This is a genomic window from Enterobacter cloacae complex sp. FDA-CDC-AR_0164 (genome assembly GCF_003071645.1).
Classification (GTDB): Bacteria; Pseudomonadota; Gammaproteobacteria; order Enterobacterales; family Enterobacteriaceae; genus Enterobacter; species Enterobacter ludwigii.
Genome location: NZ_CP028950.1, coordinates 3,320,366 through 3,339,290 on the forward strand (window position 1 = coordinate 3,320,366; position 18,925 = coordinate 3,339,290).

General features: G+C 52.2%; 23 protein-coding genes. 10 read left to right on the plus strand and 13 right to left on the minus strand.

Annotation, left to right across the window (positions count from 1 at the left end; genetic code table 11):
• Positions 1 to 24 precede the first annotated feature (24 nt).
• From fucK to fucR, 3 genes are read left to right on the plus strand one after another with little or no spacing between them, the layout of a single operon-like run.
• Entirely contained in the window at positions 25 to 1,443 is a 1,419-nt protein-coding gene (fucK, locus tag AM410_RS16405; RefSeq protein ID WP_073396046.1) for an L-fuculokinase, read from the plus strand.
• Position 1,444: 1 nt separating this feature from the next.
• Complete coding sequence (gene fucU / locus AM410_RS16410; RefSeq protein WP_073396044.1) at positions 1,445 to 1,867, plus strand: L-fucose mutarotase; 423 nt, start codon at positions 1,445 to 1,447, stop codon at positions 1,865 to 1,867.
• Between the two features lie 56 nt (positions 1,868 to 1,923).
• A complete protein-coding gene (fucR, locus tag AM410_RS16415; protein ID WP_032678450.1) occupies positions 1,924 to 2,652 on the plus strand; it encodes an L-fucose operon activator in 729 nt (242 codons plus the stop codon).
• 192 nt (positions 2,653 to 2,844) lie between these two features.
• On the opposite strand, the gene AM410_RS16420 is transcribed toward fucR, so the two are convergent.
• On the minus strand, positions 2,845 to 3,072 hold the full coding sequence (locus AM410_RS16420; RefSeq protein ID WP_014170703.1) for a hypothetical protein: 228 nt from the start codon (positions 3,070 to 3,072) through the stop codon (positions 2,845 to 2,847).
• A gap of 57 nt (positions 3,073 to 3,129) precedes the next feature.
• On the minus strand, positions 3,130 to 3,324 hold the full coding sequence (gene ymcF, locus AM410_RS24160; protein WP_032669962.1) for a cold shock small protein YmcF: 195 nt from the start codon (positions 3,322 to 3,324) through the stop codon (positions 3,130 to 3,132).
• A 131-nt stretch (positions 3,325 to 3,455) separates the two neighbouring features.
• Between ymcF and AM410_RS24045 the strand changes: the two genes are divergently transcribed.
• Positions 3,456 to 3,620 carry a YnfU family zinc-binding protein gene (locus AM410_RS24045; protein ID WP_214579409.1) on the plus strand — a complete coding sequence of 55 codons (165 nt, stop codon included), beginning with the start codon at positions 3,456 to 3,458 and terminating at the stop codon, positions 3,618 to 3,620.
• A 297-nt stretch (positions 3,621 to 3,917) separates the two neighbouring features.
• Here AM410_RS24045 and AM410_RS16430 read toward each other — a convergent pair whose 3' ends face one another.
• Positions 3,918 to 4,136 carry a cold shock domain-containing protein gene (locus AM410_RS16430; RefSeq protein WP_014170702.1) on the minus strand — a complete coding sequence of 73 codons (219 nt, stop codon included), beginning with the start codon at positions 4,134 to 4,136 and terminating at the stop codon, positions 3,918 to 3,920.
• 285 nt (positions 4,137 to 4,421) lie between these two features.
• Between AM410_RS16430 and cspF the strand changes: the two genes are divergently transcribed.
• The gene (gene cspF / locus AM410_RS16435; protein ID WP_025203826.1) at positions 4,422 to 4,634 is read left to right on the plus strand and encodes a cold shock-like protein CspF; all 213 of its coding nucleotides are present in this window, start codon (positions 4,422 to 4,424) and stop codon (positions 4,632 to 4,634) included.
• 103 nt (positions 4,635 to 4,737) lie between these two features.
• Here the strand turns inward: cspF and AM410_RS16440 are convergent, their stop codons facing one another.
• From AM410_RS16440 to AM410_RS16460, 5 genes are all read right to left on the minus strand, one after another.
• On the minus strand, positions 4,738 to 5,454 hold the full coding sequence (locus AM410_RS16440; protein ID WP_014170701.1) for an ABC transporter ATP-binding protein: 717 nt from the start codon (positions 5,452 to 5,454) through the stop codon (positions 4,738 to 4,740).
• Positions 5,451 to 6,326 carry an ABC transporter ATP-binding protein gene (locus AM410_RS16445; RefSeq protein ID WP_014170700.1) on the minus strand — a complete coding sequence of 292 codons (876 nt, stop codon included), beginning with the start codon at positions 6,324 to 6,326 and terminating at the stop codon, positions 5,451 to 5,453. The genes AM410_RS16440 and AM410_RS16445 overlap by 4 nt, the downstream gene beginning before the upstream one ends.
• Positions 6,323 to 7,597, minus strand: coding sequence for a high-affinity branched-chain amino acid ABC transporter permease LivM (gene livM / locus AM410_RS16450; protein WP_020883360.1), 1,275 nt, complete (start codon positions 7,595 to 7,597; stop codon positions 6,323 to 6,325). The genes AM410_RS16445 and livM overlap by 4 nt, the downstream gene beginning before the upstream one ends.
• A gap of 11 nt (positions 7,598 to 7,608) precedes the next feature.
• Positions 7,609 to 8,523: an ABC transporter permease subunit gene (locus AM410_RS16455; protein ID WP_025203827.1), complete on the minus strand. Its 915-nt coding sequence runs from the start codon at positions 8,521 to 8,523 to the stop codon at positions 7,609 to 7,611.
• 100 nt (positions 8,524 to 8,623) lie between these two features.
• A complete protein-coding gene (locus AM410_RS16460; RefSeq protein ID WP_108648142.1) occupies positions 8,624 to 9,745 on the minus strand; it encodes a branched-chain amino acid ABC transporter substrate-binding protein in 1,122 nt (373 codons plus the stop codon).
• Positions 9,746 to 10,170: 425 nt separating this feature from the next.
• Here AM410_RS16460 and AM410_RS16465 point away from each other — a divergent pair, with 425 nt between their 5' ends.
• Positions 10,171 to 10,839, plus strand: coding sequence for a YecA/YgfB family protein (locus AM410_RS16465; RefSeq protein ID WP_020883362.1), 669 nt, complete (start codon positions 10,171 to 10,173; stop codon positions 10,837 to 10,839).
• Positions 10,840 to 10,870: 31 nt separating this feature from the next.
• Here AM410_RS16465 and tyrP read toward each other — a convergent pair whose 3' ends face one another.
• Complete coding sequence (gene tyrP / locus AM410_RS16470; RefSeq protein WP_108648143.1) at positions 10,871 to 12,082, minus strand: tyrosine transporter TyrP; 1,212 nt, start codon at positions 12,080 to 12,082, stop codon at positions 10,871 to 10,873.
• A 247-nt stretch (positions 12,083 to 12,329) separates the two neighbouring features.
• Here tyrP and AM410_RS16475 point away from each other — a divergent pair, with 247 nt between their 5' ends.
• Positions 12,330 to 12,671 carry a hypothetical protein gene (locus tag AM410_RS16475; RefSeq protein ID WP_108648144.1) on the plus strand — a complete coding sequence of 114 codons (342 nt, stop codon included), beginning with the start codon at positions 12,330 to 12,332 and terminating at the stop codon, positions 12,669 to 12,671.
• A 53-nt stretch (positions 12,672 to 12,724) separates the two neighbouring features.
• Here the strand turns inward: AM410_RS16475 and ftnA are convergent, their stop codons facing one another.
• The 3 genes from ftnA to AM410_RS16490 all read right to left on the minus strand — a co-directional run bounded on the left by ftnA (position 12,725) and on the right by AM410_RS16490 (position 15,963).
• Positions 12,725 to 13,222, minus strand: a complete 498-nt coding sequence (gene ftnA, locus AM410_RS16480; protein ID WP_014170693.1) for a non-heme ferritin — start codon at positions 13,220 to 13,222, stop codon at positions 12,725 to 12,727.
• A 202-nt stretch (positions 13,223 to 13,424) separates the two neighbouring features.
• Positions 13,425 to 13,763 (minus strand): YecR family lipoprotein, encoded by a 339-nt coding sequence (yecR, locus tag AM410_RS16485; protein WP_108648145.1) that lies wholly within the window; start codon positions 13,761 to 13,763, stop codon positions 13,425 to 13,427.
• 103 nt (positions 13,764 to 13,866) lie between these two features.
• Complete coding sequence (locus tag AM410_RS16490; RefSeq protein WP_236900076.1) at positions 13,867 to 15,963, minus strand: HD domain-containing phosphohydrolase; 2,097 nt, start codon at positions 15,961 to 15,963, stop codon at positions 13,867 to 13,869.
• A 304-nt stretch (positions 15,964 to 16,267) separates the two neighbouring features.
• On the opposite strand from AM410_RS16490, the gene AM410_RS16495 reads away from it, so the two are divergent.
• From AM410_RS16495 to AM410_RS16505, 3 genes are all read left to right on the plus strand, one after another.
• Positions 16,268 to 16,906 carry an RpiB/LacA/LacB family sugar-phosphate isomerase gene (locus AM410_RS16495; RefSeq protein ID WP_020883367.1) on the plus strand — a complete coding sequence of 213 codons (639 nt, stop codon included), beginning with the start codon at positions 16,268 to 16,270 and terminating at the stop codon, positions 16,904 to 16,906.
• Between the two features lie 150 nt (positions 16,907 to 17,056).
• Positions 17,057 to 17,140 (plus strand): stress response protein AzuC, encoded by an 84-nt coding sequence (azuC, locus tag AM410_RS16500; RefSeq protein ID WP_014832437.1) that lies wholly within the window; start codon positions 17,057 to 17,059, stop codon positions 17,138 to 17,140.
• Between the two features lie 109 nt (positions 17,141 to 17,249).
• On the plus strand, positions 17,250 to 17,501 hold the full coding sequence (locus AM410_RS16505; RefSeq protein WP_014170688.1) for a DUF2766 family protein: 252 nt from the start codon (positions 17,250 to 17,252) through the stop codon (positions 17,499 to 17,501).
• 49 nt (positions 17,502 to 17,550) lie between these two features.
• Here AM410_RS16505 and AM410_RS16510 read toward each other — a convergent pair whose 3' ends face one another.
• Positions 17,551 to 18,894, minus strand: a complete 1,344-nt coding sequence (locus tag AM410_RS16510) for an anaerobic C4-dicarboxylate transporter (RefSeq protein WP_020883368.1) — start codon at positions 18,892 to 18,894, stop codon at positions 17,551 to 17,553.
• Between the last annotated feature and the right edge of the window lie 31 nt (positions 18,895 to 18,925).

The window sequence follows — 18,925 nt, forward strand, 5'->3', positions numbered from 1 at the left end:
GCCGGCGACGTTTCAGGAGTTGCTATGAAACAAGAGGTTATTCTGGTTCTCGACTGCGGAGCGACCAATATCCGGGCCATTGCCGTTGACCGGCAGGGCAAAATTATCGCCCGTGCCGCTACGGCAAATGCCAGCGACATCGCCATAGAAAATAGCGCCTGGCACCAGTGGTCTCTCGAGGCCATTATGCAACGCTTCGCGGACTGTTGCCGCTCGCTGAAGACGAGTCTGGCAAACTGCCACGTTCGCGGCGTCACGGTGACCACCTTCGGCGTTGATGGCGCGCTGGTCGATGAGCACGGCAGGCTGCTCTACCCAATCATCAGCTGGAAATGCCCACGCACCATCGAAGTGATGAAAAATATTGCCCGCTTGCTGTCACCTCAGCGGCTTCAGGACATTTCCGGCGTGGGGGCATTTGGCTTCAATACGCTGTATAAGCTGGTGTGGCTAAAAGAAAATCACCCGCAGCTGTTGGAACAGGCACACGCCTGGCTGTTTATCTCGTCGCTGATTAACCACCGTCTGACCGGCGAATTCACCACCGACGTTACTATGGCAGGGACCAGCCAGATGCTGGATATTCAACAGCGCGATTTCAGCCATGAAATTTTGCAGGCGGCGGGTTTGCCGCGTCGGCTCTTCCCACGTCTGGTGGAAGCCGGTGAGCTCGTCGGTAATTTACAGTCTGATGCTGCCCAATGGCTTGACCTACCCGCCGGTATCCCGGTGATTTCCGCCGGACACGATACCCAGTTTGCGCTGTTTGGTGCAGGTGCCGCGGCGGATGAACCCGTCCTCTCCTCGGGAACATGGGAGATCCTGATGGTGCGCAGTGCGCAGGTCAACACGCCGCTGCTCAGTCGCTACGTCGGTTCTACCTGCGAACTGGACAGCCAGCCAGGGCTGTATAACCCTGGCATGCAGTGGCTGGCATCGGGCGTACTTGAATGGGTACGTAAACTGCTTTGGACCGAAGAGACGCCCTGGCAAACGCTGATTGAGACAGCCCGCCGCATACCCATGGGGTCCGAAGGGGTGAAAATGCACTGTGATCTCCTCGGCTGTCAGCATGCGGGCTGGGAGGGCGTCACACTCAACACCACACGCGGTCATTTTTATCGCGCTGCGCTGGAGGGCCTCACCGGGCAGCTGGCGCAGAATCTGCGCACGCTGGAAAAGATTGGTCACTTCAACGCGACTGAACTGCTGCTGGTCGGCGGTGGCAGCCGTAACATGCTGTGGAACCAGATCAAAGCCAATATGCTCGGCATCCCCATCAAGGTACTTGATGATGCAGAAACCACTGTCGCGGGGGCAGCCCTGTTTGGCTGGTACGGGGTCGGAGAATTTACGAGCCCGGAACACGCCAGAGCGCAGATGCATTATCAGTACCGCTACTTCTTTCCGGAAACCGAATCTGCACCGATCGAGGGAGTTTGAGATGTTAAAAACGATTTCACCGTTAATATCACCTGAACTACTGAAAGTCCTGGCCGAAATGGGCCACGGCGATGAGATTATTTTTTCTGATGCCCATTTCCCCGCCCAAAGTATGGGACCGCAGGTTATACGCGCCGATGGGCTAAAGGTCAGCGAATTGCTGCATGCGATTATCCCGCTGTTTGAGCTCGACAGCTACGCGCCGCCACTGGTGATGATGGCTGCGGTTGAGGGTGACTCCCTCGATCCCCGTGTTGAGGCTCGCTATCGCGATGCGCTTTCACGTCAGGCACCCTGTCCGGCAATTACCCGTATTGACCGCTATGCGTTTTACGCACGTGCCAAAAAATCCTTTGCGATCGTTGTCACAGGGGAGTGTGCTAAATACGGGAATATTCTTTTAAAAAAGGGGGTAACGCCGTAATCTCATGCCGGTGCGCCCGCCAGCGCGGGCGTGTATCGAATGATGGGTGAGAAAAAATGAAAGAGGCACGTCAGCAAACGATAATCGACCTGTTGATTCAGCATCATAGTCTGACGACGGACGTTTTATCCACCCAGCTTAACGTCAGTAAAGAAACCATTCGCCGCGATCTCAGCGAACTGCAGGCGCAGGGAAAAGTGCTGCGCAACCACGGTCGGGCAAAATATATTCACCGGGAAAACCAGGACAGCGGTGATCCTTTTCATATTCGCCTTAAGAGCCACTTCACGCATAAAGCGGATATCGCCAGAGAAGCGCTGGAGTGGATTGAAGCCGGGATGGTCATTGCCCTGGATGCCAGCTCAACCTGCTGGTACCTTGCGCGTCAACTGCCTGACATCGATATTCAGGTCTTTACTAACAGTCACCCCATCTGCCTGGAACTGGGCAAACGTGAACAGATTCAACTTATTAGCTCCGGCGGTAAACTCGAGCGTAAGTATGGCTGCTACGTTAACCCCTCGTTGATTTCACAACTCAAACTGCTGGACATCGACCTGTTTATCTTCTCCTGCGAAGGGATAGACAGTCATGGAGGGTTGTGGGATTCCAACAGGGTCAACGCTGGCTTCAAATCGCTGCTACTCAAGCGCGCTTCTCAGTCTTTATTGTTGATAGATAAGAGTAAGTTTAATCGTTCAGGGGAGGCCCGAATTGGGCATCTGGATGAGGTAACACATATTGTGTCTGACACACAACTGAATGAGTCAGGGCTGAGACAATAAGCCATCTGACACATTATGACGCAATTAAGTCTATTAGGGATGTGTTTGTTCGCGATAGCATTAACGTATTATTCATTCCGTATAAGGTTTTTAACGCGGGGGAGGGTAAACAAAAGATGTTAGCAGCACAAATAAGAAAGGGATTACCCTTAAACAAGGGCATCTACAAGAACAGCCATACATTCAGAATAATTATAAATATTTCTTAGCCGCATCCAGAATTTCCTGAGAAGTCAGCTCCCTGTCCGACGCCACATAAACCACTTCATGATCGCCGGTCAGAGAAGGAAAACCTGCGGACATTATCTGCAGGTTTATCGCTTCACCATTCGGATATTCCTGCCGTATGGATGTAATACCCTTAAGCACGGTGACAACATTGCTCGGTTTACCATTGAAAAAGACGATGACTTTCTTCATATCTCACCTTGTTGGTCGTTATCTGCTTAAGCACCTTCTCTGTGAAGGCGAGGGGGATCAGGACGGCGCGAAAATTTTTGTCTGGCTGTCAGGCCTGTCTGCGAATGTCATCGTCGATTTGCAGAAAATGCATTTAGCGCCATACGGATTTTTTTCAGACACATCAAAAATCGACGTTCTGTATTGGGAGCCATGACAACATGGGCATCTGAAGTGAATATTTAAGTTGATATCATTTACCTTTTTTAACATTAGCGGTATTTAATTTTCGAAAAAACGTTGCATTTGTACTTTCTTTGGTTTTTGCAATCATTCGGAAATAAAAGCAAGCAATCATCTTCGTGAACGTGTATGGTGACAGTCGTTTAAATCAGGAGATGCCTATGTCAGGACGTAAAAATACACAATTCCGTCGCAATTACTTAGTAAAATGTCCATGTCCAAACTGTTCAAAAGACTCTGAGCATAGTTTCAGCCGTGTACAAAAAGGGGCTCAACTTGTCTGCCCACACTGCAGCACTCTTTTCAAAACCGCTCAAAAATTCTAAAAATGCATTTGCCAGATGATGAATTTGCGTCTTTACAGACGATCTCATTTGGCAAAGCAACATTGAAGAAGTGATGCTTTTGGAGGTTGCCTGACCTCTTACGCACTTTGATATTTTACAAGCAGCTCGCTTCTGCTTTAAGACTCTTCGTGCAGCAGACCTGCACTTCATCACATCGGTCAGCACACTCTTTCTACGAGAAAAATATGCTGACCTGTTGCTCAGAAAAAGCCTTCTGATCCAGGACCCGTCTACTCAGGAAAAATCCATCATCGTGATCGCGGGTCCGTGATAACTTTATCTATCGCAAAGTATTACGCTTGCAGCAGCAGGGCCTTTTTCGCCACTCTGGATAGCAAATTCGACCTTCTGGCCTTCAAAGAGAGTTTTAAAATCATCACCCTGCAGAGCAGAAAAGTGCACAAACACATCTTTGCTACCATCGACAGGAGAGATAAAACCGAAACCTTTATCTTCGTTAAACCACTTAACCAAACCTATAATTCTTGAAGACATGCAGACTCCTTGTGAGTATTTGAAATGCTAAGAAACGTATAATATTAAACGTATGGACTCAAAAGGAGGGGATATCAGCGATAGCGCCTGGTTATGAGGAGTGCCGGGTAAAATTTTTTACGCTCGTGTGTGGATTAAACCAACGACTTCATTAATGCATGAGGAGGGAGAATTAGCAATTTTTATTTTAGCCTTCCGGAAGGCTCACATAAAAAGTGTCACGCTACATTAGCTTAAAATTAATTTGTGTGTATAGTTAATGCATGTTTTCTAAGAGGATCTTATTTGTCTCGTAAAATGACAGGAATTGTCAAAAGTTTTGATATGCACAGTGGCAAAGGCCTAATCATCCCTTCAGATGGTCGAAAGGACGTTTTTCTCCACATTTCAGCCTTTAATAACAACGAAAAAGAAACGCTCCTTCCCGGGATTCGCGTTGAGTTCTGTCGCATCAACGGACTCAGCGGACCGATGGCCGCAAATGTCTATCTTTCATAAATTATCAGCGAAGATGTTAAAAACGGTATATTGAATCAACCGCGTCGCATCGCCTGACATATATTTACAGTTATGCGCGACATGCGTATGACACGCGTATGAATTACACTCCGCCTAAATAGGCTTTTCTTACCTCCTGGTTTCCCAGCAACTCCTCGCCGCTGCCGCTGAGGCGAATTTGCCCGTTGACCATGACGTAGCCACGGTCAGAAAGCTTCAGAGCATGATGCGCATTTTGCTCTACCAGAAAAATGGTCATGCCGTTGCGAGCCAGCTCGCGCAGCGTCTGGAAGATCTGCTTAACCACTATGGGCGCCAGACCCAGGCTGGGTTCATCCAGCAGTAGCAGTTTAGGGCGGCTCATTAGCGCGCGGGCGATGGCAAGCATTTGCTGTTCTCCGCCGGACATGGTCATGGCTCGCTGTTTACGGCGTTCTTTGAGGCGCGGGAACAATTCAAACATGCTCTGCATATCGTCGGCGGCAAATTGATTGCCGACAGGAATGGTCCCCATCAGCAGGTTCTCTTCAACCGTCATATCCGGAAAAATACGCCGCCCCTCGGGTGCCTGCGCTATGCCGCCGGAGGCCACATAGTGGGTAGATTTATGGCTGATGTCTTCGCCGCAAAACAGGATTTGCCCGTTACGAATACGCGGCTGGCCAAAAATAGACATCAGCAATGTCGATTTACCCGCGCCATTCGCGCCGATAAGCGCCACCGTTTCCCCTTTATGCACTTCGAGGGATACCTGCTTCAGCGCCTGAATCACGCCATAGAACACATCCACCTCGCGAAATGCCAGCAGCGGCTCATTCATAGAGTGACCTCGCTTTCATCGGTGCCCAGATAGGCGGCAATCACCTTTTCGTCATGCTGGATCTGCTCAGGTTTCCCCCGGGCAATCACATCGCCATGGTCGAGCACAATAATGTCGTCCGATATTTCCATCACCATCCCCATGTCGTGCTCAATCAGTAATACCGTTATGCCGTGGTTGTCGCGCAGAAAACGAATAATGTTACTCAGCTTATGTGTCTCTACCGGGTTCAGCCCGGCGGCGGGTTCATCCAGACAGATCATTTCCGGGCCGGTGCACATGGCCCGCGCGATCTCCAGGCGCCGTTGTTGACCGTACGACATCTCGCCCGCCAGGCGGTTGGCACACTCCACAAGATCGACCACCTCCAGCCAGTAAAAGGCCCTGTCCAGCGCGTCGTTTTCCGCCCGTCGGTACGCTGGCGTATTGAATACGCCAGCCAGCAGGTTGCGATTGACGCGCATGTGCTGGGCCACGAGCAGGTTTTCCACGACCGACATCTCGCGAAAAAGACGAATATTTTGAAAGGTGCGCGCAAGTCCGGCGCGGTTCACCAGGTGAGTGCCGCCGAACATTTTGTAGAACAGGCGTTGCCCAAACTGCGCAGGGTGGATCCAGTCTCCTGGCTGGAATTTTTGCCCGAGGATCTGAATGACGTTGGTCGTCTTATTGCGCGTATTGAAGAAAATATTGCCGCCGGAAGCCTTATAGAAACCGGTCAGGCAGTTGAAGACGGTGGTTTTTCCCGCGCCGTTTGGGCCAATAAGCGCAGTAATTGAACCGCGCTGCACGTCCAGGTTGACGTCGTTTAACGCCTTGATCCCGCCGAAATGCATCATCAGATGTTCAACGCTTAATATCGTTCCGTTCATGGCGCTACGCCCTTACGCACGGCAAACCCGCTGCGGTTAATGCGGATCAACCCGCGTGGACGCCAGATCATCATCACCACCATCAGCATGCCAAACAGTAAAACCCGGTACTCGGCAAAACTGCGCAGCAGCTCCGGCGTCACCGTGAGCACAAACGCCGCCAGCACCACGCCAAGCGTTGAGCCCATACCGCCGAGCACCACAATCGCCAGGATCAGCGCCGATTCAAAAAAGGTAAACGATGTCGGGTTGACAAAGCCCTGATAAGTGGCAAAAAACACCCCGGCGATGCCGGCAGTCGACGCACCCAGCGTAAAGGCCGAGAGCTTGACCAGCACATGATTTAATCCCATTGAGCGACAGGCGATTTCATCCTCCCGCAGGGCTTCCCATGCCCGACCAATAGGCATCCGCGTCAGACGATGCTTGATATACAGCACCAGCATCACCACCAGGAACAGGACCGTGTAGATAAAGATAAACTTCATGTTCGGGTTGTAGGTCAGATGGAAAAATTCGTGAAAGGGCACGCCTCCTTCTTTGGCACGGCGGCCAAACTCCAGTCCGAAAAAGGTGGGAGGTGGGGCAGAAACGCCGTTCGGGCCACCGGTGAAGGTCAGCCAGTTGTTGAGGATCAGGCGAATAATCTCCCCAAAGCCAAGCGTGACGATCGCCAGGTAATCACCGTGCATGCGCAGCACCGGAAAGCCGAGCAGGGCGCCGGCCGCGGCAGCCATAATTGCCGCCAGCGGCAGCATGCTCCAGAATCCTAATCCCAGATACTGATACCCCAGCGCCAGCCCGTAAGCGCCGATGGCATAAAAAGCGACATAACCGAGATCCAGAAGCCCGGCCAGACCGACCACAATATTCAGCCCGAGACCGAGAAGCACGTAGATAAGCCCAAGAATGGCGACGGTGAGAACGTACTTGGTGGCAACAAAGGGAAAGCAGATCGCAAGGGCGATAATCAGCGGGATTATCCAGCGCATGCGGCTTTTGTATTCCGGCGGCCGGACATAAACCCCCGCGCTGTCGGCTTCAAAACGTGCCTGGAAACGTGCACCCGGAGCGGTGCCTAAAAAAGCGCTCAGCAGAAAACGGCCCAGCATCACGATGCCGACTATCCATGCGAGCCGCTGTCCGGCGAAATTAAAGCTGTATCCGTCCAGCACCACGCCTGCAATCGGGCCAAAAATTATTAACGCAATCAGCCCGGAAAAAATGGCGTCCAGAATGCAGCGCTTAAGCGAAAAGCCGTGAGAGGTCATCGTATTCTCCTTCACACTTTGGCGACAATCGGGCGGCCAAGCAGACCCTGAGGACGAAAAATCAGGATCAAGACCAGCAAGCCAAACGAGAACACATCTTTATAATCTGAGTTCACCATGCCGGAAAATTGCGCCTCGGCGACGCCCAGAATCAACCCGCCGAGCATCGCACCGGGCAGGGAGCCAATCCCGCCGAGCACCGCTGCGGTAAACGCCTTGATGCCAATGACAAATCCGACGTAGAAATCGAAAGTGCCGTAATTCATGGTGATGAGCACACCCGCCAGACCGGCCATCGCCGCGCCAATCACAAAGACCAGCGAAATGATTCTGTCGGTGTTAATGCCCAGAATGGAGGCCATTTTGCGGTCCTGCTGCACCGCACGGCACATCCGCCCAAGCCGGGTATTGTTGATTATCCATGTCAGCAACAGCATGCCGGCGAACGAGGCAACCAGAATAAACACTTTGGTGTAGGTTATCTGAACGAATCCCTCACCAATATGCAGGCGAAGTACGCCATCCAGCATCGTGGGCACCCCTTGCTGACGTGGCCCCTGGCTCAGCTGCGCGTAGTTTTGCAAAATCAGAGACATCCCGATGGCGGAGATAAGCGGTGCCAGACGGGTAGAGTTGCGTAGCGGCTTATAGGCAATGCGCTCGATAGTCCAGCCGTAAACACCGGTCACCACAATCGTGAAGATCAGCGTACCGAGGATAAGCAACGGGAACGACTGCAGGCCGAAGAAGGAGAGCAGCGCCAGGCCAATGGCGCAGAGGTAGGCGGAGATCATATACACTTCGCCGTGGGCGAAATTAATCATACCAATGATGCCATACACCATGGTGTAGCCGATGGCGATTAATCCATACACGGAGCCCAGCGTTAAGCCATTTATTAACTGTTGCAGGAAGAATGTACTCATCATAGCGCGCTCGTTATTTTAAGCTGCGCGGCACGCGCAGCCTGATGTTTATTACGCGCCGACAGGCGAACCTGCCGGCGTTGAGCGTGACTCCGTCCCGTTACTGAACTTCCTTATATTTTCCGTTATCGTCCCACTGATACACCACGTAGTCAGACACTTTCAGATCGCCTTTGTTGTCCCAGGCTTTTTTGCCCATAACCGTGTCGACGGCATTGGCTTTCAGCCATTCGCTGGCTTTGGCCGAGTCTTTACCGCCCGTAGCCTTGAAGGCCGCGGCAATGGCCTGAACGGAGGCATAAGAGTAGAGGGTGTAACCTTCAGGCTCGAATTTACCGGCGCGGAATTTCTCAATGACCGCTTTCCCATCCGGGATCAGACGCGGGTCTTTACCAAAAGTCATATAAATACCCTTGGTATATTGCGGCCCACCCGCCGCGGTCACCATCTCTTCGTTGACGATACAGTCGCCGGAGAAGAATTTCGCCTGCACGCCCTGTTCACGCATCTGGCGAACCAGCGGGCCGGCTTCAGGGTGACAACCCCCGAAGAACACCACATCCGGCTTTTGCGCGCCGATTTTTGTCACCAGCGCGTTAAAGTCTTTCTCACCACGGGATAAGCCCTCATACATCACATCCTGAACCCCGCGCTTCGCCAGCGCAGCTTTGGTAGCGTCTGCCAGCCCCTGACCGTAGGTGTCTTTGTCATGGATGATGACCACACGTTTGGCTTTCAGCTTATCGATAATGAAATCGCTGGCGACCTGGCCCTGCTGGTCATCGCGACCACACATGCGGAACATATCGGTCATGCCTCGTTCGGTAATGAGCGGGTTGGTGGAGCCGGGGGTAATGGCAAGGATCCCCGCGTCGCTGTACACCTCGGAGGCGGGCATTGTGGAAGAGGAGCAGAAATGGCCGACCACCGCGTTGACTTTATCCTGGTCGACCAGGCGGTTGGCGACGGCCACGGCTTGTTTCGGCTCGCAGGCATCATCCCCCTGAACCAGCTTAATCTTCTCGCCGTTAATGCCGCCTGCGGCGTTAATGTCTTCAGCGGCCTGCGTTGCACCGTGCCAGTACTGATCGCCATAGGTGGCGTTTGGGCCGGTAAACGGCCCGGCCACACCAATGACAATATCTGCATGCGCAGAAAATGCCGTCACCAGACAACCGGCCAGCACGAGAGAAAGGGGAGTTCTGATAAATTTCAGCGACATTATTATGTTCCTTAGCAAAGAGGTTTTTGCACCACGGCGTAAACCCGGACGCCGGCGGCGCAGCCAATCCAAAAACACGAGCAAGAACAAAATGCACTAAACGAACAAGATCCAGACAACGCCTGCGTAATACGGCGAGGTTTCCCTGCGCAGGTTCGCGCGAAGAACATTAAGCAAAATCGTTGCCAGAATGGTTAACCCATTGAGCGGGTTGTGACATGTTTGAGTATAGAGTGCGGTGATATGGCACCTTGTGGGACGCGATGAAATTACAGCGGAGATCACATATCGTTAACAACAAAGCCCATAAGTTGTGCAATGGTCACGATTTGCACGTTTTTGCAGCAATAAAGACCTAAACTTCAGATAGGAAAGCCGTGAGATATGTGTCAGGATCTTTTCCTTTTTTATCAGGAGTGTCAGCGATGACTGAAGGCCCATTGAATGAAAGCGAAATGGCGTGGCTTGAAGAGACATTAATGTCTTACGGTCATGACGATGCGTCCGTGATTGACGTGTCTGAACTGGACGGCATGCTTACCGCAGTCCTTTCCGGCCCTGTTGTCGTTGAGCCAGATACCTGGCTGGTGGCCGTGTGGGGTGGCGAGAAATACATTCCGCGCTGGAAAAACGATCGTGAAATGCACCGTTTTATCGATCTCTGCTTTAAGCATATGAACGACATTGCTGAGCGCCTGAGCGAATACCCGGATCAGTTTGAGCCGATGTTTGGTTACAACGATGTCGACGGCGAGAGCTATACCGTTGTTGAAGAGTGGTGTTATGGCTATATGCGCGGTGTGGCGCTGACGGACTGGTCAGCCTTACCGGAAGCACTGAAGGCCGATCTTGATGCGATTGCGCTGCACGGTACAGACGAGAACAGCGAGAAGCTGGATGAGCTGAGCGAAGACGAATATAAAGCCAGCATTGAGAGCATTCAGCCTGCGGCTCTGCGTTTGTACAATTACTGGGTGGACAACCCACAGCAGCCGGAAGCAAAAAAACCGATTGTTAACGGCACAAAGGTCGGGCGTAACGATCCGTGTCCGTGCGGCAGCGGTAAGAAGTTTAAGAGCTGCTGTTTGCACTAATAAAAAGGGGCTGATTTCAGCCCCTTTTTTGTTAACCCACTTCCGGCAACATCCCTGCGGCTATCAAGCACTGCACCAGAATAATCATCACTCCGCAGGCAAACACCATGCACAGCAGCGGTTTACCGCCCATCACACGGTAGCCTTGCTGAGGATGCTGCTGGCGGCTCTTCCACGCCAGCAGGGAAGGGAGCAGCAGGGCCAGCACGGATAACGCCACACCTGCATACCCCAGCGCCATCACGAACCCACGCGGGTAAAACAGCGCGAACGCGAGAGGAGGCAGGAAGGTGAATGCCCCTGTCTGTAAGCGTCCTGCGGCAGTATTACGACGCTGGAACAGATCGGCCAGGTAATCAAACAGGCCGAGCGCCACGCCCAGGAATGAGGTGGCCAGCGCCAGGTCGGCGAACAGATGGACCGCCAGCTCAACGTGCGGGGAGGTGACAACCTCGCGCAGTGCCAGCAGAAAACCGTTCAGGCCAGCGTGTTCCGCCATCAGCCCGGTAAAGGTCGACGCGTCAATGCTCCCCAGCGTCACCAGTTGCCAGAAAATATAGGCAATCAGCGGGATGGCGCTCCCCACCATAAAGACGCGGCGTAGCTTACGGATATCGCCGTTCATATAGCTCACGATGCTGGGCACGCTACCGTGGAAGCCAAACGAGGTGAAAATAACCGGGATCGCGGACAGCGCCAGCCCTTTTTCCAGCGGCAGCGTCAGCAGATTAACCTTGTGAACATGCGGTGCCAGCAGAACCAGCATCACAATCAGGAACAGTATTTTGGCGCTGAACAGAAAACGGTTAAACAGATCGACCAGCGAAGTCCCCACACAGACCACACCCCCGCCAATAACCGCAAAGAAGATAACGCCCGTTGAAGGCGTGATGTCAGCGTCGAACCAGTCGTTAACGCTGGAGGCGATTAACTCTCCGGCGCCGCTGATATAGGCCGCGGTCAGGGCGTACATCAGGAACATCATGCTAAAGCCGGTTATCCACTGGCCATAGCGTCCCAGGTAGCGTGCCGCAAGAGAACCCAGGCCGGTATCCGCGGGCACATGCTGATAAACCTCAAGCAACAGCAGGGCGGTGTAGCACATCAACGCCCAGAGTGTGCCAAGGAGCAGCAGTGTCATTCCAAATCCAACGCCTGCGGCAGCCAGAGGCATCGCCAGCATTCCTGCGCCAATCGTCGTTCCGGCGACGATAAAAATACTTCCCAGGGTTCTGTTTTTCACGCATTCCTCTACAACGATTCGTAATCGCGACAAATTCTGCGGCGCAGAGTAAGGGAAAAGCCCCGCTTCGTCAAATGACCGTTACAGTAGGTGTAATGAATTATTTACGATATTTTTCGACTTTAGGTAATTTACCCGGACCTGCCCCTTTGGGAGGGGATACCTACTTCGTAAGGGCACTATTTTTGCCGAAAAATCAGGCGTAATTTAAACAATAACTATAAGTTTTCAAATAATGTGAGGGCAGATGGCGGGAAATAATCCCTTTATCGCGGCGTGGAGCCGGGGCGGTAATTTACTGTGCCATGGTCACTGGATAATCAGCTGGCAGAACCAGGCCCTGCAGCTTCCTGAATCGCGTCGTGAAAGGGATATGGGCACCTGGGCCATTTATTCGATCATCGATCCTGAGGACGACACCTTTGCGCAGGGGCTAAAAGAAGATGAGTGGATCATCGAAAACGTAGACTGGCTGACAGATGTTTTTTTTGACGCCGGTATTCCGCTGGAGACGGCTAACTACCGGTATTTTTACCAGGCGGTCAATACGCAGGACTGGCGGTGTACAAGCTGTGCGGGGTGTATGTAAATCTGTGCGCGGAGAATAAAAAGTGCGGCGCTGAAAACAGCACCGCAGCAATATTATTTCTGTGTATCGAGGGTAGAAAGTTCTTTATCGATAAAGTAAAGACCTTCGCCTGTTTTCCCCACCAGAGACAATTTATCCAGCACGGATTTAAACAGTTTCTCTTCTTCGTGTTGCTCTGCCACGTACCACTGCAGGAAATTAAAGGTCGGATAATCCTGGCCGATCATTGCCGCATGAACCAGTTCGTTAATTTTTTGCGTAATCAGCTGCTCGTGCTCATAGGTCGCACGGAACAGCTCATCAAGCGAATTATACTCGGCAAACGGGGACGCAACGTTATCGATGCGCGGCAGGCTGCCCGTGTCGGTCAGATAATCAAACAGACGCTGCATGTGGGTCATCTCTTCCTGCGCGTGGCGGCGCAGGAAGGCGGCAGCGCCTTCAAAACTGTGGTAGCTGCACCAGGCGCTCATCTGCTGGTAGAGAAGGGATGAAAAAAGCTCAAGGTTCATTTGCGCATTGAGCTTGTCGATCATTTCAGTTTTCAGCATGGTGACGCTCCGGGTTATTAATTCTGGTTCACAATGAGCGACACTATAATTTGTTATTTAATTATTTGCAAAACGTAAAATAATTATTTCTTTATTTAAAATACGAATGGGAATAAAACGCATTGCCGATTTATATTTTTATTAATGAGAATTGTTTTTGTTCGTAATGAAATACACTGCCAGTCAATACTGGCAGCACAGATTAATACCACGGGTTATTTGCCTTAGGGTTTACGGCAAAGCCCATGCATTTATACTGGATCGTCACGCTCTCATTGAGACACAGAGAGCCGCTGGTCAGGGTGCAGGTTTTAATGGGCTGGCCAAAGGCAGAGGCGGTGGCATACCCCATGCTCTGACACGCTTTAGCTGCGGTGCCGTTATTAACATACTCATCGGAATAGGCGTTTTGCAGCATTGCTTGCCCGTAGTCGAGGCGGACGATGCCGTTTGGCGCGTCCAGGGTGCTGACCTCAGCCTGGCGATTAATATTACAGCCCGCCAGCAGCAGGATCGTACCGGCGACGAAGACTCTTTTCATGGTTCGCTCTGAGTGAGTGGAAATACGTTATCGTACCTGCAGATGTGAGTCGCAATGCGAGGAATAGCCGGGCAATCTGCGCTTTCTCTTTGCGACGGGCCGTTTAGTCGGCCAGGCTGTCAAAAATGGTTTTAAACTTAAGATGATGCAGGCGAAAAAGCGCAATAAGCTGCGGGTCAAAATGGCGGCCGTCACCTTCCAGAATGATTTTGCAGGCTTGCTCGTGTGTGAATCCCGGCTTATAGACCCGCTTTTGCCGCAGGGCATCATACACATCGGCCAGCGCCAGAATGCGGGCTTCCAGCGGAATCTGTTCTCCCCGCAGCCCCTGCGGATATCCGCTGCCATCCCATTTTTCATGATGGAAATGGATAATATTCTCCGCAACTGCGCCCAGCTCTAAGCCCTGAATAATCCGCCACCCTTTCACGGTATGAAGTTTCATCTCGGCAAACTCGTCCTGGGTCAGCGGGCCTTGCTTACGCAGAATACGCTCCGGCACGGCAATTTTTCCGACATCGTGAAGTGAGGCAAAATGTTCTATCTCACGGGTCATTTTGCGCGAAAGCCCAAGCTCACGCGCCATCAAGCCGCAATATCGGGCGACGCGCTGAATATGGCTGCCGGTCTCGTCATCGTGCGCGCGGTTTACTTTCTCCAGCGCCTGCACCATATTGCGGTTAACCATCCGGTTCTGGCGTAAATGGCGACGCATCATGATCAGCATACCGATGCTGAACAGGGCCACGATCAGCAAAATCACGCTGATAATCTTCAGCGTGTTTTTAGAAAAATCGGGTAAGTAACTCTGCTCATCCTGACGTTCTATTTGCGTGCGGTATTCTGACAGGCGATGAACCTGAGTCAGCAGATGAAAGAGCGGATGCTGCGGATCCACCCACGGGCCAATAATAAACTCAGAGCGGGTGACCCCCGCGACTTTCAGCACCCCGCGAAACAGCTCGTTGCCGCGAAGCGTGGACTCCAGCGAACTGAGGTCGCCCAGAATATAGTCAATCTCATCGTTCTCAATCGCGTCGATAAGACCGTCAATGGTTGGCCGGGTCACGATGATCACATCGCTGCCAAAACGCTGGCGTAAATAGGCTGCGGCAAACGAACCGTCGAGTACGCCGACGCGCTGGCTGCGAATACTCTCTTCGTTCCACAAGAAGGGCTGACTGCTGCGATTGTAATAGGCGTTGTGCCAGGCGATGTCGGGGCCGATACGGCCCTGTGCATGCGCACTGTCGCTTCGATCAACGATATCAATCAATCGAACCGCCCACTGCTGTCGCGGAAGACTCGAATAGTGATCGATAAAATTGACCTCAACCTTCATGCCCAGTAAATCGCGCATGTCGTTAATCATATCAATGGCTGTGCCGTGGTAGCCCTTGCTGTCCCGCCAGATAAGCGGGGCAAAATTCTCGTTTTTGGGCAGGTTGATCTGCAGGCGATTATGCGCGATCCAGGTTCGCTCCTCCTCTGACAGGGTGATACGGCTTAGCAGGTAATTGCGCTTGCTCTCCTCCAGCATCGTGTTGATTTCGCCGTTGCGATACCAGGTGCCAATCAGCGCATTGATTTTATCCCGCAGGGGAAGCAGGTCAGGGCTGAAGGCGAGGACGACAGGAATGCGTAGCTCAGGAAAGGGCCGGGAGACCAGATAATAGCGCTGGGTATTTTCCATCTCCGGAGCGTCATTAATATAGAAATCAGCCTGGTTGTCGCTCAGTAAGCGAAAAGCCTCGTCGCTGGTGGCGACGAGGCGCAGAGAACGAAATTTAAGGTCGGGATAACGTTGTTGCACACTGTCGAGCGTCGCGTCATCTTTACGGAACAGCACCCGGGCATGGCTGAGCTGTCCGGCGGTTGTCACCGTCATCGATGGACTGGCGGCCACCACGTCGTTATCAAACAAACGTGCTGAGAGAATTTTGGTTCTGGCTCGCTTCTCCGTGCGCAATACTCCGGCATACACGCCATACTCATTTTGTGCAAAACGCTGGCTAATATCGGCTCCGGAGAGCGGCCGCAGCTGCAGCTGCGTACCCGCCTGTTTATTGATGGCCTTAATCAGTTCAGGATAAAAACCCTGCCACTCTCCTTGCGGTGTGCGCCAGAATTCGAAGTTGTTAGCATCAAAGATCCAGACCGGTACAGGCTCTTCTGCCCGGGCAGGGGGGCAAACAAGCAACAAACCCGTCAACGCGAGTAGAAAGAGGGAGCGAAGCATCCGGCAGCGCTGATTCACAGGTCAACCCCATACGGTTTTAGCGTGTACTTTTGCAGTCTAGCTAACGGGCTGAAGCGGCAACAGGTTTGCGTCAACTTTTTAATGCACGTTTGGCGTACGGTCTCATTCTCGCTAAATTGTGAACCTGTCTTTGTTTTTTAAAACAACCTTTCATTTAATTTGAAAGGTTGTTTGTTTGATAGTAGGGTGAACAGGTAAAGGTATCCATAGCGGGATCTCCCGCCACGCATTCAGGAGAGATGAAATGAAAATTGCACTGATGATGGAAAACAGCCAGGCCGCGAAAAACCCAGTGATACTGAAAGAGTTGAAAACGGTAGCCGATGAAAAAGGGTTCCCGGTTTATAACGTGGGCATGAGCGACGAGAATGACCATCACCTGACCTATATCCATCTGGGGATTATGGCGAGCATTTTACTGAATGCGAAAGCCGTTGATTTTGTTGTGACCGGCTGCGGTACGGGGCAGGGGGCATTGATGTCGCTGAACATCCACCCGGGTGTTATCTGTGGCTATTGCATTGATCCTGCGGATGCGTTCCTGTTTGCTCAGATCAACAACGGTAACGCGCTCTCCCTGCCGTTTGCCAAAGGCTTCGGTTGGGGGGCTGAACTGAACGTTCGGTTTATCTTTGAAAAAGCGTTCACTGGTCGAAACGGTGAAGGTTATCCGCCCGAGCGCAAGGAGCCGCAGGTGCGTAATGCCGGTATTCTGAACCAGGTTAAAGCGGCGGTCGTGAAAGAAAACTATCTGGATACGCTGCGCGCAATCGATCCCGAGCTGGTGAAGACGGCCGTTTCGGGTCAGCGTTTCCAGCAGTGCTTCTTTGAGAATTGCCAGGACAAAGAGATCGAAGCTTTTGTTCGCGGGATCGTAGGCTGACGCTTTAAGGTGCCGTGAGCCCCACTTTTCAGGTTTGTCAGGAAGAATAAAATTGTGATGTACATCACAAAAATATTGATTTTTGTGACGATGGTCATATTATAAGCACATTGACGATAAAGTTGTATAACAAGTTAATGGAGCTACCTGATGAAACTTCGCAAAATCCTGAAAAGTATGTGGGCTAACTACTGCAACACTTTCAAAGACGTGCCACCGGGCGCAATGTTCTGATGAAAAAAACCTGCTTCGGCGGGTTTTTTTGTGCCCGTAAGCGACGAGAGGGAGATGAATGGGCCTGCGTTTTGTTACTATGGCGGCCTTTAAATAAGGAGAAAGCCCCATGTCACAAAACCTGAGCGCCGATCAGGAGCTGGTGTCTGACGTTGTCGCCTGTCAGTTAGTTATCAAACAAATCCTTGATGTCCTAGACGTTATTGCGCCGGTTGAAGTGCGCGAGAAGATGTCCACGCAGCTGAAAAATATCGATTTCAACAGCCATCCAGCAGCGGCTGACCCGGTCACGCTTCGCGCTATTCAGAAAGCCATCGCGCTGATTGAACTGCGATTCACGCCGCAGGGCGAGTCTCACTAAAGCCCGCCTGACGCTAAAAAGGGCGACCGTTTGTCGCCCTTCGCTCACCTTAAAAGAACGTCTGTACCAGCAGATAGCTCGCCGCACACGCGCAGCTAACGCCAATTAATCCCGGCAGAATAAAGCTGTGGTTAATGATAAATTTGCCGATGCGGGTTGTGCCCGAACGGTCAAAGCCGATGCAGGCTAAATCGCTTGGGTAGGTCGGCAGGACAAAATAGCCGTAAGAGGCCGGGAAAAAGGCGATCAGCATTTTCGGGTCGATTCCCAGCATCAGCCCCATAGGCGCAACGGCCGTCAGGGCTGCCGCCTGGCTGTTCACCAGCTTTGATACCAGGAACAGCACAATCGCGTAGGTCCACGGATGACTTTTCACCACGCCTTCCAGCGCCAGCTTTAACTCATCAAGATGCGCCTGGAAAAAGGTATCGCTCATCCACGCCACCCCGAACACCGAGAAGATCGCGACCATACCTGCCTTAAACACCGCGCCGTTAGAAATGGCAGACGCATTGACCTTGCAGGCCATCAGCATTACGGCACCGGCAATTAACATCATCATCTGGATGACAAGGTTCATCGACAACGCCGTCATTTTTCCTTTTATCTCAAATGCAGGGCGCAGGTCGGGGAATGCCCCCAGCAGGACAACCACGGCAATGCCAGCGAAGAAAATCCACGTGGACCAGTAGGCCTGTTTTGGAAAACGTTGATTCATTAACGTTTCCGTCCCGCCGTAGATGAATTCACGCTGCTTCGGATCTTTGAGCTTTTCCTGAAACTCCTTATCGTCCGCTAACGCTTTCCCACGACGTAAACTCCACAGCGCAGCAATCGCCACACCGAACAGTGAGGCTGGAACCGAGACGGCGAGAATTTCCAGTATTCCCCACGCGTGGCCGAGCCCATGCTGCGCGCCCAGAATGGAGACCAGTGACACAACGGCCACGGAGACCGGCGAGGCCGTAATTGCCATCTGCGATGCCACTGATGCCACGGCCATTGGGCGTTCCGGGCGGATCCCTTTTTTCAGGGCGATATCCGCAATGATGGGAAACATGGTGTACACCACGTGTCCGGTCCCGCAGAGAAAGGTCAGCATCCAGGTGGTAAAAGGGGCGAGAAGCGTGATGTGTTGAGGATGTTTGCGCAGCAGGCGCTCAGCAAATTGCATCATGACGTTCAGGCCGCCTGCGGTCTGAAGCGTTGCGGCACATCCAATGACGGCGAGAATGGTCAGCATCACGTCAACCGGCGGTTTGCCGGGTTGCAGACCAAAGACAAAACATAAAATAAAAAGGCCAATACCGCTTATCAACCCAAGCCCCATGCCGCCGAAACGCGTACCTGTCAGCAGGCAGAGGAGGATGACAATAAACTCAATGGTGATCATGATGCTCCCTCGTCAATGATAATGTAATTAA

What these genes read in the sequence shown, in the direction of transcription:
- fucK (WP_073396046.1), top strand. Translation starts at nt 25, where the DNA reads ATGAAACAAGAGGTTATTCTGGTTCTCGACTGCGGAGCGACCAATATC.
- fucU (WP_073396044.1), top strand. Translation starts at nt 1,445, where the DNA reads ATGTTAAAAACGATTTCACCGTTAATATCACCTGAACTACTGAAAGTC.
- fucR (WP_032678450.1), top strand. Translation starts at nt 1,924, where the DNA reads ATGAAAGAGGCACGTCAGCAAACGATAATCGACCTGTTGATTCAGCAT.
- AM410_RS16420 (WP_014170703.1), bottom strand. Translation starts at nt 3,072, where the DNA reads ATGAAGAAAGTCATCGTCTTTTTCAATGGTAAACCGAGCAATGTTGTC.
- ymcF (WP_032669962.1), bottom strand. Translation starts at nt 3,324, where the DNA reads ATGTTAAAAAAGGTAAATGATATCAACTTAAATATTCACTTCAGATGC.
- AM410_RS24045 (WP_214579409.1), top strand. Translation starts at nt 3,456, where the DNA reads ATGTCAGGACGTAAAAATACACAATTCCGTCGCAATTACTTAGTAAAA.
- AM410_RS16430 (WP_014170702.1), bottom strand. Translation starts at nt 4,136, where the DNA reads ATGTCTTCAAGAATTATAGGTTTGGTTAAGTGGTTTAACGAAGATAAA.
- AM410_RS16440 (WP_014170701.1), bottom strand. Translation starts at nt 5,454, where the DNA reads ATGAATGAGCCGCTGCTGGCATTTCGCGAGGTGGATGTGTTCTATGGC.
- AM410_RS16445 (WP_014170700.1), bottom strand. Translation starts at nt 6,326, where the DNA reads ATGAACGGAACGATATTAAGCGTTGAACATCTGATGATGCATTTCGGC.
- livM (WP_020883360.1), bottom strand. Translation starts at nt 7,597, where the DNA reads ATGACCTCTCACGGCTTTTCGCTTAAGCGCTGCATTCTGGACGCCATT.
- AM410_RS16455 (WP_025203827.1), bottom strand. Translation starts at nt 8,523, where the DNA reads ATGAGTACATTCTTCCTGCAACAGTTAATAAATGGCTTAACGCTGGGC.
- AM410_RS16460 (WP_108648142.1), bottom strand. Translation starts at nt 9,745, where the DNA reads ATGTCGCTGAAATTTATCAGAACTCCCCTTTCTCTCGTGCTGGCCGGT.
- AM410_RS16465 (WP_020883362.1), top strand. Translation starts at nt 10,171, where the DNA reads ATGACTGAAGGCCCATTGAATGAAAGCGAAATGGCGTGGCTTGAAGAG.
- AM410_RS16475 (WP_108648144.1), top strand. Translation starts at nt 12,330, where the DNA reads ATGGCGGGAAATAATCCCTTTATCGCGGCGTGGAGCCGGGGCGGTAAT.
- ftnA (WP_014170693.1), bottom strand. Translation starts at nt 13,222, where the DNA reads ATGCTGAAAACTGAAATGATCGACAAGCTCAATGCGCAAATGAACCTT.
- yecR (WP_108648145.1), bottom strand. Translation starts at nt 13,763, where the DNA reads ATGAAAAGAGTCTTCGTCGCCGGTACGATCCTGCTGCTGGCGGGCTGT.
- AM410_RS16495 (WP_020883367.1), top strand. Translation starts at nt 16,268, where the DNA reads ATGAAAATTGCACTGATGATGGAAAACAGCCAGGCCGCGAAAAACCCA.
- azuC (WP_014832437.1), top strand. Translation starts at nt 17,057, where the DNA reads ATGAAACTTCGCAAAATCCTGAAAAGTATGTGGGCTAACTACTGCAAC.
- AM410_RS16505 (WP_014170688.1), top strand. Translation starts at nt 17,250, where the DNA reads ATGTCACAAAACCTGAGCGCCGATCAGGAGCTGGTGTCTGACGTTGTC.
- AM410_RS16510 (WP_020883368.1), bottom strand. Translation starts at nt 18,894, where the DNA reads ATGATCACCATTGAGTTTATTGTCATCCTCCTCTGCCTGCTGACAGGT.